General features: G+C 63.4%; 18 protein-coding genes. 5 read left to right on the forward strand and 13 right to left on the reverse strand.

Annotated elements, in window-relative coordinates; genetic code table 11:
* The first annotated feature begins 101 nt into the window (after window positions 1–101).
* The 3 genes from SO156_RS03150 to SO156_RS03160 all read left to right on the forward strand — a co-directional run bounded on the left by SO156_RS03150 (window position 102) and on the right by SO156_RS03160 (window position 2,089).
* Window positions 102–473 (forward strand): tRNA-binding protein, encoded by a 372-nt coding sequence (locus SO156_RS03150; protein WP_458145099.1) that lies wholly within the window; start codon window positions 102–104, stop codon window positions 471–473.
* Window positions 474–670: 197 nt separating this feature from the next.
* Window positions 671–1,303 (forward strand): TetR/AcrR family transcriptional regulator, encoded by a 633-nt coding sequence (locus tag SO156_RS03155; RefSeq protein WP_498533782.1) that lies wholly within the window; start codon window positions 671–673, stop codon window positions 1,301–1,303.
* 3 nt (window positions 1,304–1,306) lie between these two features.
* On the forward strand, window positions 1,307–2,089 hold the full coding sequence (locus tag SO156_RS03160; RefSeq protein WP_498533783.1) for a sulfite exporter TauE/SafE family protein: 783 nt from the start codon (window positions 1,307–1,309) through the stop codon (window positions 2,087–2,089).
* A 2-nt stretch (window positions 2,090–2,091) separates the two neighbouring features.
* Here SO156_RS03160 and SO156_RS03165 read toward each other — a convergent pair whose 3' ends face one another.
* The 4 genes from SO156_RS03165 to SO156_RS03180 form a co-directional block, all read right to left on the reverse strand.
* Window positions 2,092–2,796 (reverse strand): glutathione S-transferase family protein, encoded by a 705-nt coding sequence (locus tag SO156_RS03165; RefSeq protein ID WP_458145096.1) that lies wholly within the window; start codon window positions 2,794–2,796, stop codon window positions 2,092–2,094.
* A 133-nt stretch (window positions 2,797–2,929) separates the two neighbouring features.
* On the reverse strand, window positions 2,930–3,076 hold the full coding sequence (locus tag SO156_RS03170; protein WP_498533784.1) for a hypothetical protein: 147 nt from the start codon (window positions 3,074–3,076) through the stop codon (window positions 2,930–2,932).
* Between the two features lie 32 nt (window positions 3,077–3,108).
* A complete protein-coding gene (locus tag SO156_RS03175) occupies window positions 3,109–3,477 on the reverse strand; it encodes a hypothetical protein (RefSeq protein WP_498533785.1) in 369 nt (122 codons plus the stop codon).
* Entirely contained in the window at window positions 3,474–4,133 is a 660-nt protein-coding gene (locus SO156_RS03180) for a DUF429 domain-containing protein (RefSeq protein ID WP_498533786.1), read from the reverse strand. Before SO156_RS03180 ends, SO156_RS03175 begins: the two co-directional genes overlap by 4 nt.
* 1,138 nt (window positions 4,134–5,271) lie before the next feature.
* Between SO156_RS03180 and SO156_RS03185 the strand changes: the two genes are divergently transcribed.
* The gene (locus SO156_RS03185) at window positions 5,272–6,597 is read left to right on the forward strand and encodes a TROVE domain-containing protein (protein WP_498533787.1); all 1,326 of its coding nucleotides are present in this window, start codon (window positions 5,272–5,274) and stop codon (window positions 6,595–6,597) included.
* 53 nt (window positions 6,598–6,650) lie between these two features.
* Here the strand turns inward: SO156_RS03185 and SO156_RS03190 are convergent, their stop codons facing one another.
* From SO156_RS03190 to SO156_RS03210, 5 genes are all read right to left on the reverse strand, one after another.
* A complete protein-coding gene (locus tag SO156_RS03190; protein ID WP_498533788.1) occupies window positions 6,651–6,968 on the reverse strand; it encodes a hypothetical protein in 318 nt (105 codons plus the stop codon).
* Window positions 6,902–7,648, reverse strand: coding sequence for a DUF899 domain-containing protein (locus SO156_RS03195; RefSeq protein WP_498533789.1), 747 nt, complete (start codon window positions 7,646–7,648; stop codon window positions 6,902–6,904). The genes SO156_RS03190 and SO156_RS03195 overlap by 67 nt, the downstream gene beginning before the upstream one ends.
* A 34-nt stretch (window positions 7,649–7,682) precedes the next feature.
* On the reverse strand, window positions 7,683–8,216 hold the full coding sequence (locus tag SO156_RS03200) for an SRPBCC family protein (protein ID WP_498533790.1): 534 nt from the start codon (window positions 8,214–8,216) through the stop codon (window positions 7,683–7,685).
* 11 nt (window positions 8,217–8,227) lie between these two features.
* Complete coding sequence (locus tag SO156_RS03205; RefSeq protein WP_498533840.1) at window positions 8,228–8,575, reverse strand: ArsR/SmtB family transcription factor; 348 nt, start codon at window positions 8,573–8,575, stop codon at window positions 8,228–8,230.
* 217 nt (window positions 8,576–8,792) lie between these two features.
* A complete protein-coding gene (locus SO156_RS03210; protein WP_498533791.1) occupies window positions 8,793–9,980 on the reverse strand; it encodes a serine hydrolase domain-containing protein in 1,188 nt (395 codons plus the stop codon).
* A 261-nt stretch (window positions 9,981–10,241) separates the two neighbouring features.
* Between SO156_RS03210 and SO156_RS03215 the strand changes: the two genes are divergently transcribed.
* On the forward strand, window positions 10,242–10,781 hold the full coding sequence (locus SO156_RS03215) for a hypothetical protein (protein ID WP_498533792.1): 540 nt from the start codon (window positions 10,242–10,244) through the stop codon (window positions 10,779–10,781).
* A 32-nt stretch (window positions 10,782–10,813) separates the two neighbouring features.
* Here SO156_RS03215 and SO156_RS03220 read toward each other — a convergent pair whose 3' ends face one another.
* The 4 genes from SO156_RS03220 to SO156_RS03235 all read right to left on the reverse strand — a co-directional run bounded on the left by SO156_RS03220 (window position 10,814) and on the right by SO156_RS03235 (window position 15,450).
* Complete coding sequence (locus tag SO156_RS03220; RefSeq protein WP_498533793.1) at window positions 10,814–11,506, reverse strand: GNAT family N-acetyltransferase; 693 nt, start codon at window positions 11,504–11,506, stop codon at window positions 10,814–10,816.
* Between the two features lie 5 nt (window positions 11,507–11,511).
* Window positions 11,512–11,853 (reverse strand): Lin0512 family protein, encoded by a 342-nt coding sequence (locus tag SO156_RS03225; protein WP_458145084.1) that lies wholly within the window; start codon window positions 11,851–11,853, stop codon window positions 11,512–11,514.
* Window positions 11,854–11,895: 42 nt separating this feature from the next.
* The gene (locus tag SO156_RS03230) at window positions 11,896–13,698 is read right to left on the reverse strand and encodes a chloride channel protein (RefSeq protein ID WP_498533794.1); all 1,803 of its coding nucleotides are present in this window, start codon (window positions 13,696–13,698) and stop codon (window positions 11,896–11,898) included.
* 111 nt (window positions 13,699–13,809) lie between these two features.
* On the reverse strand, window positions 13,810–15,450 hold the full coding sequence (locus tag SO156_RS03235; protein ID WP_498533841.1) for an acetolactate synthase large subunit: 1,641 nt from the start codon (window positions 15,448–15,450) through the stop codon (window positions 13,810–13,812).
* Window positions 15,451–15,476: the final 26 nt, after the last annotated feature.

Here is a 15,476-nt window from a genome sequence, read left to right on the forward strand (position 1 = left end):
CCGCTCCTCATGCATGGGTCGCGTGACGATGATCGGCGTTGTACGAAACTACCGCGCGCCCCACAATATTCGCCAACCAAGTTCGCCACACGGATTTCACCATGCATGTCAATCACGATTCCGCTGCCGCCGCGGCGCCGACGATCGACTTCGACACGTTTCTGAAGGTCGACATCCGCGTCGGCACCATCATCGACGCAAAGCCGTTCCCCGAAGCGCGCAAGCCGGCCTGGCGGTTGTGGATCGACTTCGGCCCCGTGATCGGCGTGCGCAAGAGCTCGGCGCAGATCACCGAAAACCATCCGCTGGAAACGCTGGTGGGACAGCAGGTCGCAGCCGTCGTCAATTTCCCCCCGCGCCAGATCGGGCCGGTTGTTTCCGAGGTGTTGACGCTCGGCTTCCCCGACGCCGGGGGCAAGGTCGTGCTGATGCAGCCTAGCAAACCCGTGCCGAACGGCGGCCGGCTGTTCTAGCCACCTCAGTCCATCAGCCATGTACCGTCGCTCGACTCTGGCATCCCAGCGATGGCCGGCCGGTCACTTGACGCGACCGTTCGTCAGCGATAAACTGACTGACTGATCGTTTTTTATTATAACGACTTCTCCTCATAAAAAAAGAAAAACGCAAACAAAACGATCATCTGGTCAGTTATTTAGCGAGGCGAGCCGCCATGCCGAAGATCAGCGAAAGACAGCGCGAGAGCCGCCGCCAGCAGATTCTCGAGGCCGCTCTCGCCTGCTTCTCCGAAAACGGCTTCCACCAGACCGGCATGGCCGACATCGTCAAACGGTCCGGGCTCAGCCACGGCGCCGTCTATCTCTACTTCCAGAGCAAGGACGATCTCATCGAGGCACTGGCCGACGACCGGCATCGCCGCGAGGCCATGCTCAATTCCGTCGCACAAGGGTCGGCCGATCCGCTGGAGCGATTGCAGGCGCTGGTCCGCGTCTACGCGCAATGGCTCACCGATCCCATGGGCGAGGCGCGCCGGCGCGTCGGAATCCACGGCTGGGCCGAGGCGCTGCGCAACCGCCGAGTCCGCACCAGCGTCGTCGAGGGCATCGACATGCCGCGCGCGCTGATCGTCGCGCTGGTCGAGTGCGCCCAGCACGATGGCCTCGTCAAGCGCGATCTCGAGGCGGATGCGATCGCACGCGTGCTGATCGCAATCTTCCAGGGCTTCGTGCTGCAAAAAAGCTGGGGCGAGGAGTTCGACCTCAAAGCCTGCATGGCGGCCGTCACCGGCGTGATCGAGAGTTTTCGCACGACCAAGCCGGACTTCAAGCGACGAACCAGGACGTGAGCGATGTCGACGCTTCACGACCTCCTAGCAGGCATCGGCGTCGGTCTTGTCGGCGGACTGACATCCGGCTTCATGGGCACGAGTCCGGGCGGCGGCCTCGTCATCTTCTGCATGCTGCTGCTCGGCGCGGAGCAACACATCGCCCAGGGCACCGCGTTGATTGCACAGGTCCCGCCGACAGGACTCGCCGGTGTGCGCCGCTACTGGCAGAGCGGCAACCGCAGCCCGCTGCAATGGATCTTCTGGATCGGCATCGGATTTCTCGTCGGCGGCGCGGGCGGCGGCTATGCGGCGGCCGCCGTCCCCGACACGGTCCTGCAATCGACCTATGTCGTCTATCTCGTCGCGCTGATCGCTCTCCTGATCCTGCGTCGCGACCGCAAGGACAGCAGCAGCGACGCCCGTGATCAGGACCAACGATCCTGGCTCCCCCTGCTCCTGATCGGCGTGCTTGCCGGCTTTTCCTCCGGCTTCATGGGCATCGGCGGCGGGCTCGCGATAACGGTCGGTCTCGCTGCCGGTCTCCGCGTACCGCAGCATCAAGCGCAGCTCATCAGCCTCATCTTCTCGGTCATCCCGACCAACATTCCCGCGGCCTGGATCTATTGGAGCAAGGGGCTGATGGTCGGTTGGCCGGCCATCATTGGTATCGTTGCCGGCCTCTGGGTCGGCACCGATCTCGGTGCACGCATGGCCAACAACGTCAGCAAATCGGTGCTGCGCCAAACCATCATCGGATTCGTCGGGCTGACGGCGCTCTACATGACCTACAAGGCCCTGAGTTGATCTTACGGCCGCTTCGGAATGTTGAGCCCGCGCTGCACGGCAGGCCGCGCCAGCCCGCGTTCGAGCCAGGCCGCGACCGACTTGAACTGGCCGAACGCGACGAGATCGCCGGCGCCGTAGAAGCCGATGAGATTGCGCACCCAGCCGAGCATGGAAATGTCGGCGATGGTGTAGTCGTCATCCATGAACCATTGCCGGCCGGCGAGATGCGTTTCCATGACGCCAAGCAGACGCTTGGACTCGCTCACGTAGCGCTCGAGCGGCCGCTTGTCTTCAAAATCCTTGCCGGCGAATTTGTGGAAGAAGCCGACCTGGCCGAACATCGGCCCGATGCCGCCCATCTGGAAGTGCACCCACTGGATGGTCTGGTAGCGGCGCGCCGCGTCCTGCGGCAGAAGCTTGCTGGTTTTCTCCGCAAGGTATTGCAGGATCGCGCCGGATTCGAACAGCGGCAGCGGCCTGCCACCGGGCCCGTTGGGATCGAGGATCGCCGGAATCTTGCCGTTCGGATTGAGCGAGAGGAATTCCACTGTCTTCTGGTCGTCCTTGCCGAAGTCGACGAGATGGACCTCGTAAGGCAGCCCGATCTCCTCCAGCATGATCGAGACCTTGACGCCGTTCGGCGTCGGCAGGGAGTAGAGTTGAAGAAGTTCGGGATTCTTCGCGGGCCAGCGCTTGGTGATGGGGAAGGCTGAGAGATCGGACATCGGGACCTTGGATGCGTATGTTGGAGCGCATCTAATCTAGGCGAGACGCCGACCAACGCAAGATCACCGGCTTACTACGACCTGCACGTTATGGTCACGACGATAAAATCCAGCACGAGCCTGTCTAACGCAACTATGGTGGCAGCGTCATCAACGCTGCGATCGGCATCGTCGAGTCATGTTGCAGCCGATACTCCATGAACCATTGCCCCGTCACCAGCAGCATCGCCGTAAAGGCGATCGCAAGCATCGCGGTCGCCAATTGGCTGACATCGTTCATTGCATTTGTCCCTCAGCAAAAAACTTGATCTCTCAACGTCGGCCCGTTCGCCATGTTCCCCGCTCCCGCGAAAAGATTGCCACTCTTTCCCACTCCGAGCACAAGATAAGCACTCTGTTCCAAAACCAGAGCGAGGGACCATTGAGCCACGCGCGCGTTGTCGGGAGATGAATATCGAGAAGCGCGCCTTGCTCGATCATGCCGAGCGTTGTCGCCGGGTCGCGGACGACCTTGCCCATAACGAAGCCGCGCGACGGCTGCGGGCGATGGCCGAGGAGTATGAAGCCAGAGCTTTGAGGCTGGAGCACCAGGAAGATCAACTTCGGCAGCATCTCAAGCAGCGCCGTGCGAGTCCCGGCCGCACCGGAGCGGAGGCGATCGGGGCAACTGATCGCGCTCAATAGTTGATCTCCATCCGCAACCCGCGCGGATCTGGATCTTCGCCATCGAGGCATCTGGTGCTGTCGCGCGCAGCGATCGCGCAGGCGCAGGCATCGATCAGATCGTCGCGCCCGATGCCCGTGCCGTGACGCTGCATCAGCCATTTCCGGAGCTTGGCAAAGCCCTGTTTCTCCAGCAACCTGATGCGCTGTTCGCGCCCGGCCGCCGACGTCTTTCGTTCCAGCTTCCGCTGGCCCGCAAGAGTCCAGAAGATCAACTCCGGATGCGCTTCGCCGATCGTCTTCTGGCGCTCCGGTGTCATGACGTCGTCGAGCTCCCTCATCTTGTCTCTGATGTTCCAGAGCTGACACGACACGCCCTTGTCGTTCTGTTGCCAATAGTGCCGGTTCGCAGCAGCCATGTCCGGAAACGTCCAGAGATCGCGACGCGCGCCGAGGAAGACCGCGGCTCCGACCAATTCGCGGGCGCGAAGATCGCAGGCTCGATAGCCTGTCATCTTCAATCCGATCGGCATGTCGATCATTGCTCGCTTGTGCGGCATCGCGAGCAAGCGCGTAAGGCCCGGCGCATAGTCGAACCCATGATCGCCGCGCCCATCTATCCAGGCCGCGACCCAGCCAAACCGAAAGCCGTCGAGGCCGAGATAGGTTGGCATTCCCTCTTCCGTCCGCTGCATGTCTTCGAGCGCGCTTGACATCCGCAAGTTGCGGGCGTATTTCCCGCGCCCTCGCGAACACTTCCGTTCGCGAAAAGATCATGAACCGAGTGATGAAGCATCGCTACGAAAGATTTGCACGACTGTCGAACGGTCTCGGACCGATCGATAGCGCATGCCCGGCTCATGGGAGCGATCTCGCTTGAGAGCGAGATCGAAAGTCCGCTTCTCACGGACCCTCCCGAGCCAGTCGCTCCGGAGGGTTTTTTGTTGCCCGCCGTGCGGCCCGTTCGAATACCCCGGCATGACGCCGGAACGGGAGACCCGGATCCCGGGGCTCGCGCTGGAGAAGCGCGCGCCCAAGCGCGCGGGGCCTGCCGGAGGGAACGAGGCGATGAGCCGGACACCGATGGCAGAGCGGACCTCGAAAGGGTTCGCAAACGGCGGCGCGTCGACAGCGCCGCAATCAAGAATTTCGTAGTCCGGTTTGCCGCGGTCTTCGCGGCTCAACCGACGCTGGTGGTGAAGATGTCGAATACTTCGCACGATGGAAGAGCGGGTGAGGAAAAACGCTGCGCACCATCCCAAAAAGCCGATATCAAGCGTTCCCCAGCGTACCCATCACGGCCGATGCGAATGCATCGGCTTGGCGGTGGTGAAGATGACTGTTACTTCGGTTAGAGCGCCGTGCTGGTTTGCCAGAACGGAGGTCGCGGGTTCGCATCCCGTCGGCTGAAATGCCGTAGCTCAGACTCGCAGCATCGCCCGTTCCCCGCCAACCCCATCACGATCCGTGGTGAAGATTTCTGTTACTTCGCCTGCAACGCGAGAGGTCGCGGGTTCGAATCCCGTCCGGTGTTCCATGCGCCGGTAGCTCAGTGGACAGAGCGCTTTCCGGCCAACGTCAGTTGGCCGGGTCACAGCAATCGCCTGTTCCCGGATCGTGTCCCTTTCGTCCCCACCGCCGGTGGTGAAGAGCGCTGTTACTTCGGGATCGCAAGGACGGAGGTTCAAGTCCTCCCGGACGCAAGTCCGTAGCTCAGAGGGAGAGCGTGCGACAAGCCTGCAAGGGCAGTACAGCCTCGCTTGTTCCCCGGCACCCGTTTCCATTCCACCATCAACCCTAGAGGAGGCCGTCATGGTCAGGCTCAACAAGATCGTTCGCGCCTTCACGCGTGAGGGCGCGCGCGCAACTCGCTTCACGCCCGAGATGGAGCTGAAGCGCGCGCTGATGAACTGCCTTCTCTGGGAGGACCAGTTCTACGAGGACGGCGTCTCGATCGCCGATCGCATCAAGGCACTCGTCCCCAAGGTCGCCCCTGCCCACGTGGCGCAGCTTGCGATCGAGGCGCGCGAGGTCATGAAGCTGCGGCACGCACCGCTCCTCGTGGTCCGCGAGATGGCGCGCAGCGAGAAGCATCGTACTCTCGTTGCCGATACGCTCGCGCAGGTGATCCAGCGCCCCGACGAGATGACGGAGCTGCTCGCGATCTATTGGGCGGACGCGCTCGGCCCGCAGCAGCAGCGCAAGCGTCAGCCGGTCTCGGCGCAGGTCAAGAAGGGCCTTGCCCGCGCACTGACCAAGTTCGACGCCTATCAGCTCGCGAAGTACGACCGCGACGGCGCGGTACGGATCAGGGACGTGCTGTTTCTGGTGCACGCCAAGCCGAAGGATGCCGCGCAGGAGAAGGTGTGGAAGCAGCTCGTCGATGGCGAGCTCGCCTCCGCCGACACCTGGGAGGTCTCGCTCTCGGCCGGCAAGAGCAAGCGCGAGAGCTTCGAGCGGCTGATTGCCGAGAAGAAGCTCGGCGGCATGGCGCTCCTGCGCAACCTGCGACTGATGCAGAATGCGCAGGTGCCGCGCGAGGTGATCGCGGGCGCGATCGAGGCGATGCGGACGGATCGGATCCTACCCTATCGCTTCATCACGGCCGCGCGCTACGCACCGGATTTCGAGCCCGAGCTCGAAGGTGCGATGCTGAAGTCGGTCAAGGACCATGTGCGGCTGCCTGGCCGCACGCGACTCCTGATCGACGTGTCGGGCTCGATGTTCGCGACCCTCTCCGCGCAGTCGGAAATGACGCGTGCGGAGGCCGCGTGCGGTCTGGCGATCCTCGCCCGCGAGGTCTGCGACGAGGTGGAGATCTTCACCTTCAGCAATGAGGTGGTGAAGGTCCCTCCGCGCCGCGGCTTTGCGCTCAGGGATGCGATCATCAACTCGCAGGCCCATGGCGGGACCTATCTCGGCAAGGCCGTGTCCGAGATCGATCGCAAGGGCGACCGCCTGATCGTCTTCACCGACGAGCAGAGCCACGACCGGGTGCCGGACCCTGCGGCGCGCGGAACGCTGGTCAACATCGCCTCGTATCAGCATGGCGTCGGCCACGGCGGCTGGACGCGCGTCAACGGGTTCTCTGAGGCCGTGATCGCGTGGATCGCGGCATCGGAGACGACGCTGCACTGATGCGTCCACACGAACGACCCGGGCGCGGCCTCCCGCGCCCGGGTCACTCGGTTTCACGTCGGGCCTTCACCCACGCGGGACAGCCTGGCACGGCTGCCGATCAACTTCAGCCAGGGCGCCAAATGGAACGCGCTCATCAGCAGGTACATCGGGACCATTCCACCGAACGGCGACGCTCCCACAGTCGAACACAACGCATCCATTGATCCGCCGCCAAGAACGGCCGTCAGCAGCGCCATGATCGCGAAGGTCGGCGCTGCCGCGAGGCGTAGCCAATTGGCTGCGCCGATCGCCGCGGTCCCGCTCACGACTTTGCGCTCGCCTGCTGCTTCCGGAACGCCGCCTCTCCGGCATCCGACACCTCGACCCATCTCTTGTCGGGCGCCGCACCTGCCTCGTAATTGTCATGCCAGTTCCACCACTTGTAGGTCGGCGTCTGGGGATAGCCCTCGGGCGAGTCTTCCCACACCTCCTGCCGGCCCAGCGGTGTGATGTCGAGGTAGTTCCAGGTACCTCCCATCTGCTCATCGCCGCGATTATTGATGAAATAGGTGCGGAAGATCTGGCTGCCGTCGCGGAAAAACACGTTGGTGCCGTGCCACTCGCCCACGCCGAAGTCGGCGTCGAAGTCATCCGTGATCGTGTACCACGGTATCTCCCATCCCATCCGTGCCTTGAGACGTGCGATGTCCGCCTGCGGAGCACGCGAGACGAAGACGAGCGTAGTGTCGCGCGCGTTCAGATGAGCGAGATGGGCCACCTGGTCGGCCACCATGGAGCAGCCCCGGCAAGCGTGGTCGGGCCAGCCAAATACGCCCGGCTCGAAAAAGGCGCGGTAAACGATGAGTTGATGGCGGCCCTCGAATAAATCGAGCAAGCTCGCTTTGCCCTCGGGTCCGTCGAACGCGTAGCTCTTCTCCACCGCGAACCACGGCATCCGCCGCCGCTCAGCGGCCAGTGCGTCACGGGCTCGGGTTGCAGCCTTCTCCTTGACGAGCAACTGCTGACGCGCTGCTTCCCACTCCTGCGCCGAAACGACATGAGTTTGCATAGCTGACCTCCTGTTTGTTGTTTGGTGCGTACCGTCAGGCCGGCAGCCGCCGGTCGTAGTCCTGCTGGAGCCGAGCCCAGCCATCCCAGAACGGCGCCGGCTCTTCGCCGGAGATGCGCGCGACCAGAATGTCGAGATGCATGTGCCAGCCGGCGCCGACCTTGAGCATGGTCGAGCGGTCGGGCAGACGACGATGGATCACGGTGAGCACAACGCCCTTTCCCTTCGGCTCCAGTTCGAAGGTCACGTCGCCGCTGTTGCTCCAGGCAATCGAAAGCTTTCGTGGCGGATCGCACTCGGTGATCCGGCTCTGCATCCGATGCTCTTCGGGAAAGCCGAGCGGGCGCTTGCTCGGGGGATCGTTGAGGTCATCGTTGCGCCAGACGAACTCGAAGGACGCACCGACCCTCGTCTCCATCACGCCCGCCGCCAGCCATTTGCGGCGAAGGTCGCTGTCGGTGAGATACGCCCAGACACGCTCGATCGGTCCGGGTAGCAGGCGCTGAAGCTTCAGCGTCGCCGGTTCGATCAGTTCGCCATAGGCATCGGGCTTTATCTTTGCATCCATCGTTCTGCTCCTCACTTCTTTTTTGCCTTCGCCTCGTCTTCAGCGCGCAGCAACGCCTCCAACGAGTCGAGCCTGTCATTCCAGAAGCGTTCGTAACGTCGCAGCCAGGCATCGGCTTCCGCGAGCCGAGCGGCTTGCAGCCGACAGAGATGGGTACGGCCGCGGATCGTGCGGGTGACGAGGCCTGCATTCTCCAGCACCCGAACGTGCTTCGAGGCGCCCGCGAAACTCATGCTGAACGGTGTCGCAAGCTCCCCGATCGTGAGCTCCCGTTCCGCCAGATGACCAAGCATCGCCCGCCGCGTTGGATCCGCGAGGGCATGAAAAATGGCGTCCAGATGCGAGAATTGTTCAACCATATGGTTTAACATAATCGACTGAAGCCAATTGTCAACCAATCGGTTTAATTATCTTTGGCCTAGTTCCGACGGCTCTGAACAGCGCGGGCTAGCGGCGCCGTCGCCATGGTCGGCAAGGTGAGTTCGATCCCCGGAAGGACTGACGCAAACAATGAGCGGGAGGCGATGCCTCCCACTTCGCTTGCGCCGTTCGCTTGAGCGATCTTCGCGGAGCGCGTCAGCCTGCCCCCAACGCCTCGTAAGCGAGGCGCTTGAATTCGAAGAAGAATGGATTCCAGAAGCCCATGTACCGCTGCGCCATCAGCACGCCGGCGGTATCGGCCCCAGGACAAATCCACCAATGCGTCCCCGCGAGGCCACCCCACTGGAATTCGCCTGTGGAGTTGGGGGGATCGAACGGCGCCGGCGCGAAGGTCACTGCGCCACCAAGGCCAAACCCCTTGCCCGGAATCGGCCCGAGCCCCGCAAAGCGGATGGTTCGGCCGGCGGAAAGCTGGTTCGTCATCATCTGCCGCAGCGTCTCCGGCTTCAGCAGCATATCCCCGCCCGGTACCAGACTGCGCACAAGCGCGAGCATATCCTGCAGTGTCGACACCAGGCCGCCCCCGCCCGACAGCTGCGGGAACGGCCGGCGGTACGCCTGCGGATAAGGCAGATCGTCAGCCCGTGTCAGACCGGGCTTCATCGGGTCCAGCACGTCCGCACCGTTGTACAGAGCAACGAGCCTGCCCTGCTCCGCTTCCGGCACGAAGAAGCCAGTGTCGACCATGCCGAGGGGATCGAAAATGCGCGCCTTGAGGAAGACGTCGAGCGTCTTGCCGGAGACAACCTCCACGACGCGTCCGAGCACGTCGATGGCAACCGAATATTCCCAGCCGGTGCCCGGCTGATAGGATAGCGGCAGATCGGCAAGCTTATCGATCATGTCGGAGAGTGTCGTGAACGGATTGAGGATACCCGCCTCGTTGTAGCCCTTGAACAGCACCGTGCCGGGATCGAAGATGCCGTAGCTGAGGCCTGAGGTATGCGTGAGCAATTGTCGGATCGTGATCGGGCCCCGCGCCGGCTCGACATCGGCGATGCTCGTCGCGCCCTGCTTCAGTACCTTACGATTGCCAAGCTGCGGCAGGAATTTCTCGATCGGATCGTCAAGGCCGATACGGCCCTCCTCGACCAGCAGCATAATCGCGCAGGTAACGATGATCTTGGTGTTGGAAAAGGCGCGAAAGATGTGATCGGGCCGGAGCGCCACATTCGCCTCGCGATCGGCCAGCCCCACGCATTGCTGGTCGACGACCTCCCGTCCGCGCAGCACCGCCCAGGACACGCCGGCGACGATCTCCTGATCGACGTAGCGCTGCATCGCCGTCCGTGCGGCGGAAAATTTGGGTGTCCTGACGTCCATCTGCTGCTGTCTCCCTGAACTGGTTGACATCGATATAACGAGGAATCCCCGACAGGAAAGCCCTTCCTTCGAGCCGGTCCGGTGCACGCGAGCGCCGACTTTTTTGTTTCGCCGCGTGTTCATCCGGATGCGAGCAACACAACGAAAAGCTCTGCAACCTTCCAGGCAAGCGCCTGGCAAGAGCCCGTTAAGGGCGCGACCTTTAGCCTCACACCCATGTTAGGCGTACCTCAATCCATTCACGATCACGGGTGACCGGCAATGACCTCGATCTCTGCAACCTCCACCAGTTCCTATTCTCCACTCGACCTCCTGAAGAGCGAGCTCACCAAGGAAGTCTCCGCGGGCACGATCAGCTCGAGCGACGAGTCTGCACTCTCGTCCGCGCTCGACGATATCGATTCCGCGATGAAGAGCAGCGCGAGCAGCTCCAGCTCCTCGACGCCGCCCTCGCCCGACGAGATGCAGTCCAAGATCGACGACCTCATCCAGAACGAGGTGTCGAGCGGCAAGCTGACCAGCGATCAGGCGGACGAGCTCAAGAACGTGTTCGCCAACACGTTCTCCAACGGTGCCGGCGCTCCGCCTCCGCCGCCGGATGCGAGCAGCGACTCATCGAGCACGAGCAGCACTGACTCCAGCTCTTCGTCCAGCTCATCCTCCACGAGCACCGCTGACCTGATGAAGGAGCTGATCGCGCTGCTTCAGAATGCGACCAGCCAGTCGAATTCCTACAGCTCCAGCGGCAACGCGTCGTCCTCCTCCGCGTCGAGTTCGCTGCTCGTCGACTACAAGACTTGAGCCAAGGGGCCCGGTCGCAGCGCCACCGGGCCTCACGCCTCCTTCTGCAGCACGGTGACATGCAGGCGGCGGCGAATGCTCATTCCCTGCCGCTGGTAGAGCGCGATCGCCGACGCGTTGTTGGAAAACACGTGCAGGAAGGGAGTTTCGCCGCGCGCCACGATCTGGCGCGCAATCGCTCCAAGCAGCGCCTGCGCGTAGCCACGTCCGCGATGATCGGGATGCACACAGATTGCCGTCATCTCCGTGAAATTGCCGGGCTTCATCCGTTCGCCCGCCATTGCGACCAGGTCGCCCCCGACGCGGATGCCGAGAAAGGTTCCGAGCTCGTGCGTCCGTTTGCTGAACGGACCGGGCCTGGTCATCGCTGCCAACGCCACCATCGCCGGAACGTCATCGATGCCGAGCGTCACGATCTCGGCATCGTGAAGCGGACTCTCGACGGGCGTGCCGATCATCTGCTCGCCCGTCTCTGCCAGCAGCACTTTGAAGCCGGCCGGCGCGACCGCCGCGTCATGCGTGAACAGCACGATATATTCTGATGGCGACATCAACTCGCCGAGTTCCGCGTAGCTTGCTGGCGACAGGTCGACCAAATCGGCGAAGGGCCCGATCGCGGAGGGATAACGCAGCGCTCGCGCATCGCCTTGCGCCAGATGCCGCTGTCGTGTCGTCAGTGCGCTCCAGATCGGCCGGTCCAGCAGCGCCAAATCGGAATCGGACACGGGCTCTACTCCTTGTCGAGACTCACGATCACGGCCGCATTGGCGATGATGATGGCGTCGCTGCCCTGCTCGGCCGGAATTTCGAGGCCGCCCTTGACTGCATTGACGGTCACGGTGCCGTAAGGCAGCTCCTTGGCCACCGCCCCCTTGTCGACGGCTTCCGGATTTGGCACCGCAATCGTGACGTCGACGAACATGTCATTGGCGGTCTTGCCGAGCATGCGGAAGAATCCGAGGCTCGAGTGCCTGATCGCATCCGACACCGCGCGCTTGGCCGCTTTGGTCGCGTCCTTGCCATGAACGTCGACGCCCATGCCCATCTCGGTGATACAGCGTACGCGGGACATTTCCATTCCTGTTGTTAATTTCGACGCGCAAGCTTCCGCGATCTAGCCCATCGGTACAAGCACCTTTTCGCGCGGGAAATAGGCGCTGCGATCCTCCTCCTGGGCATTGACGACAGCGCGAATGCGCAACAAGTCCTTGCGCGCGACGAGGCCAACCACGCGATGCGCCTCGCGATCGACGACCGGGATGCGGCCGAGATCCGAGGAGACCATGAGATCAGCGACACGTCCGAGCACTTCATCGGGATAGGCGACCACCGCCGAAGTATCCGAGACGACGTCGTCGACTGTCGCGGCCTGGTGATCGCCCTCCGTGCGCCAGCGCAACACGTCGGCCCGCGTCACCATTCCGACAAGACGGCCATTCGCGGCCACGACGGGATAGGACTTATGGCGCCGCTCCTCCGACGTGAAGAGCTTGACTGCCGCGTCGACAGGCATGTCGACCGGCAGGGTGTCGACGCTCTTCACCATGACGTCGGCAACCCGCAACAGTTCGAACGGGTCGACGGTGTATTCGCGCGTGATGTGCTGGCCGCGGCGCGCGATCTTCTCAGTGAGGATCGAGCGCTTGAGCAGCAGCACCGTCACGGCGTGCGCCGCGCCGGTCGCAGCCAGCAGCGGCAACAGCATCTCGTGATTACCGGTCAGTTCGACCGCAAACATCACGCCTGTCAGCGGCGAGCGCATCGTGCCGCCCATCATCGCGGCCATGCCGACCAGTGCCCAGAACGACCCGCCGCCAGGCAGCATCTGCCCCTCCAGCCATCCGGCGGTTCCACCGAGAATAAGGAGCGGCGCCAGCACGCCGCCCGACGTTCCGGAGGCCAGCGCAACGACCCAGATCACGGACTTCACGAGCAATATCCTGATCGCTTCATCGCGCATCATGTGGCCCGAGAGGAGATCGGCGATGACGTCGTAGCCGACACCGAGCGCGCGCGGATCGATGAGACCGCCGAGCCCGACCACGAGGCCGCCCAGCATCGGCCACCACATCCAGTGCAACGGCACATGGTCGAACAGATCCTCGGCCGCGTAGAGCAGCCGCGTCATCAGTCCGGACTGGAGGCCGGCAACGATCCCGACGCCAATCGCGACCGCAAGTCCCCACCACGGCAGATCCAGCCGCTCCGCGAAGGGAAACAGCGGGCCCGTCCCAAACAACAGGGGACGCCACGCTGCCGAAACGACCGCGCCCGTTACCACGGGGAGGAAGCTGCGCGGCTTCCATTCGAACAACAGGAGTTCGACCGCAAGCAGCACCGCCGCAATCGGCGTGCCGAAGATCGCCGTCATGCCTGCGGCGGCACCGGCGACCAGCAGCGTCTTGCGCTCGGCAGCCGTGAGGTGGAAGCACTGGGCGAAGATCGAGCCGATCGCGCCGCCGGTCATGATGATCGGACCTTCGGCGCCGAACGGGCCGCCGCTGCCGATCGAAATGGCCGACGACAGCGGCTTCAGGATCGCCACTTTCGGCTGCATCCGGCTGCCGCCGATCAGGATCGCCTCGATGGCTTCGGGAATGCCATGGCCGCGGATCTTCTCGGAGCCGAAACGCGCCATCAGCCCGATCGCGAGACCGCCGAGCGCGGGCGCCAGCACCATCCACAGCCCTGGCCGGGCGTTCGCCAGCGAGACGCTCTCTGTGCTGACATGGCCGAACCAGATGAGGTTCGTCACCAAGGCAATCAGCTTCAAGAGCACCCATGCGGCCCCCGCCCCGAAGCTACCGACAACCAAGGCCATGCCGATCAGCACCAGCACACGGGCGTCCGCCGTGAAATCTCCGGGCTTGCCGCGATGACGCGGGAGCCCGCGGGCTATGTCGAGGGTCTGGCGCATGACTGCTCTTTTTGGGAGGATTTCCAACGCCACGCCAATATATCGTGATGCGATATATATCAAGGGAATGGCTAGCATGACCTGGCGCCATTCGGACATGGCTCGGGAAAACTACCGCTTGTCGCGGGCCCTGAGCTCATCGACAAGCACCCGTACGTTCTCCGAATAGTCGATCGGGATCGAGATCAGGTGCACGCCGCCCTCCCCGAAGGCGGCATCGAGCGTCGGTACGAAACTGTCGATCGTCTCGATGCGATGGCCCTTGGCGCCATAGGATTTCGCATACAGGACGAAATCGGGATTGCCGAACGTCAGGCCGAAATCGGCAAAATGATCGACCGCCTGCTTCCACCGGATCATGCCGTAGGCGTTGTCCTCAAGGATCAGCACGACCAGGTTGAGCTTGAGCCGGACGGCGGTCTCCATCTCCTGGCTGTTCATCATGAAGCCGCCGTCGCCGGCAACCGCGAGCACGCGGCGTTCGGGATACAGCATCGCGGCCATCATCGCCGAGGGCAGGCCTGCGCCCATCGTCGCGAGCGCATTGTCGAGCAGCAGCGTGTTGGCTACTCTGGTGCGGTAGTTGCGTGCGAACCAGATCTTATACATGCCGTTGTCGAGCGCGACGATGCCGTTCTCCGGCATCACCTGTCGGATGTCGTGCACGATACGTTGCGGTGTCGGCGGCCAGCGCGATTCAGTCGCGCGATCGGCGATATGCTCAAGAATCTGCTCGCGCAGCGGTAACAGCGCGCCGGCATCCGGCAGCCGGCCTTCGAGGCGGTCGGCCAGCAATTCGAGGCTCGGCCCGACGTCGCCGACGACCTCCGCATCGGGGAAATAGACCTGCTCGACGCTCGCCGGCGTGTAGCTGACGTGGATCACCTTCGGGCCCGACGGCCCCATGATAAAAGGTGGCTTCTCGATCGCATCGTGACCGATCGCGATGATCAGGTCGGCAGCGTCGATGGCCTCGTGGACATAATCACGCTCGGACAGTGCCGCGGTACCCATATAGAGATTGGTACCGCCAGGGACGGTGCCCTTGCCCATCTGCGTGGTGAAGAACGGAATCTGCGTCCGCCGCACGAAATTGGCAATGCCGTGGGTCGACCGTGGCCGGCTGGTCGCCGCGCCCATCATGACCAGCGGGCGTTTCGCCGCCAGGATCATCTCGGCGGCGCGGTCGAGTGCGGCCCGATGGGCGACGGGAATCTCGATCGGGTGCACCGGCACCGTGCGCACGGACGCTACCTCCTCGCCCGCGACGTCCTCGGGCAGTTCGAGATGCACCGGCCCCGGCCGCTCCTCCGTCGCAACGCGGAAGGCGTCGCGGACCACGGTCGGAATGCTCGACGCGCTGACAATCTGCCGCGCCAGTTTTGTGAGCGGCTTCATGCTCGCGACGACATCGACGATCTGAAAGCGCGCCTGTCGGCTGCTCATGATCGCCTTCTGACCGGTGATCATGATCATCGGCATCGCGCCGAGATGCGCATAGGCCGCTCCCGTCGACAGGTTGAGCGCGCCCGGGCCGAGCGTGGAAAGACAGACTCCGGGCCTGCCCGTCAGCCGTCCATGGGTTGCGGCCATGAAGGCTGCGGCCTGCTCGTGGCGGGTCAGGATCAATTCGATCTTGGAGTTGCGCAAGGACTCGACCAAGTCGAGATTTTCCTCGCCGGGGACGCCGAAGATTCGGTCGACGCCCTCGTTCTCGAGGGCGGCGACAAAAAGATCCGATCCCTTCACCATCCGCGCCTGGCCGCTCATGTCGCCTC

This window comes from Bradyrhizobium sp. UFLA05-125, assembly GCF_059803515.1.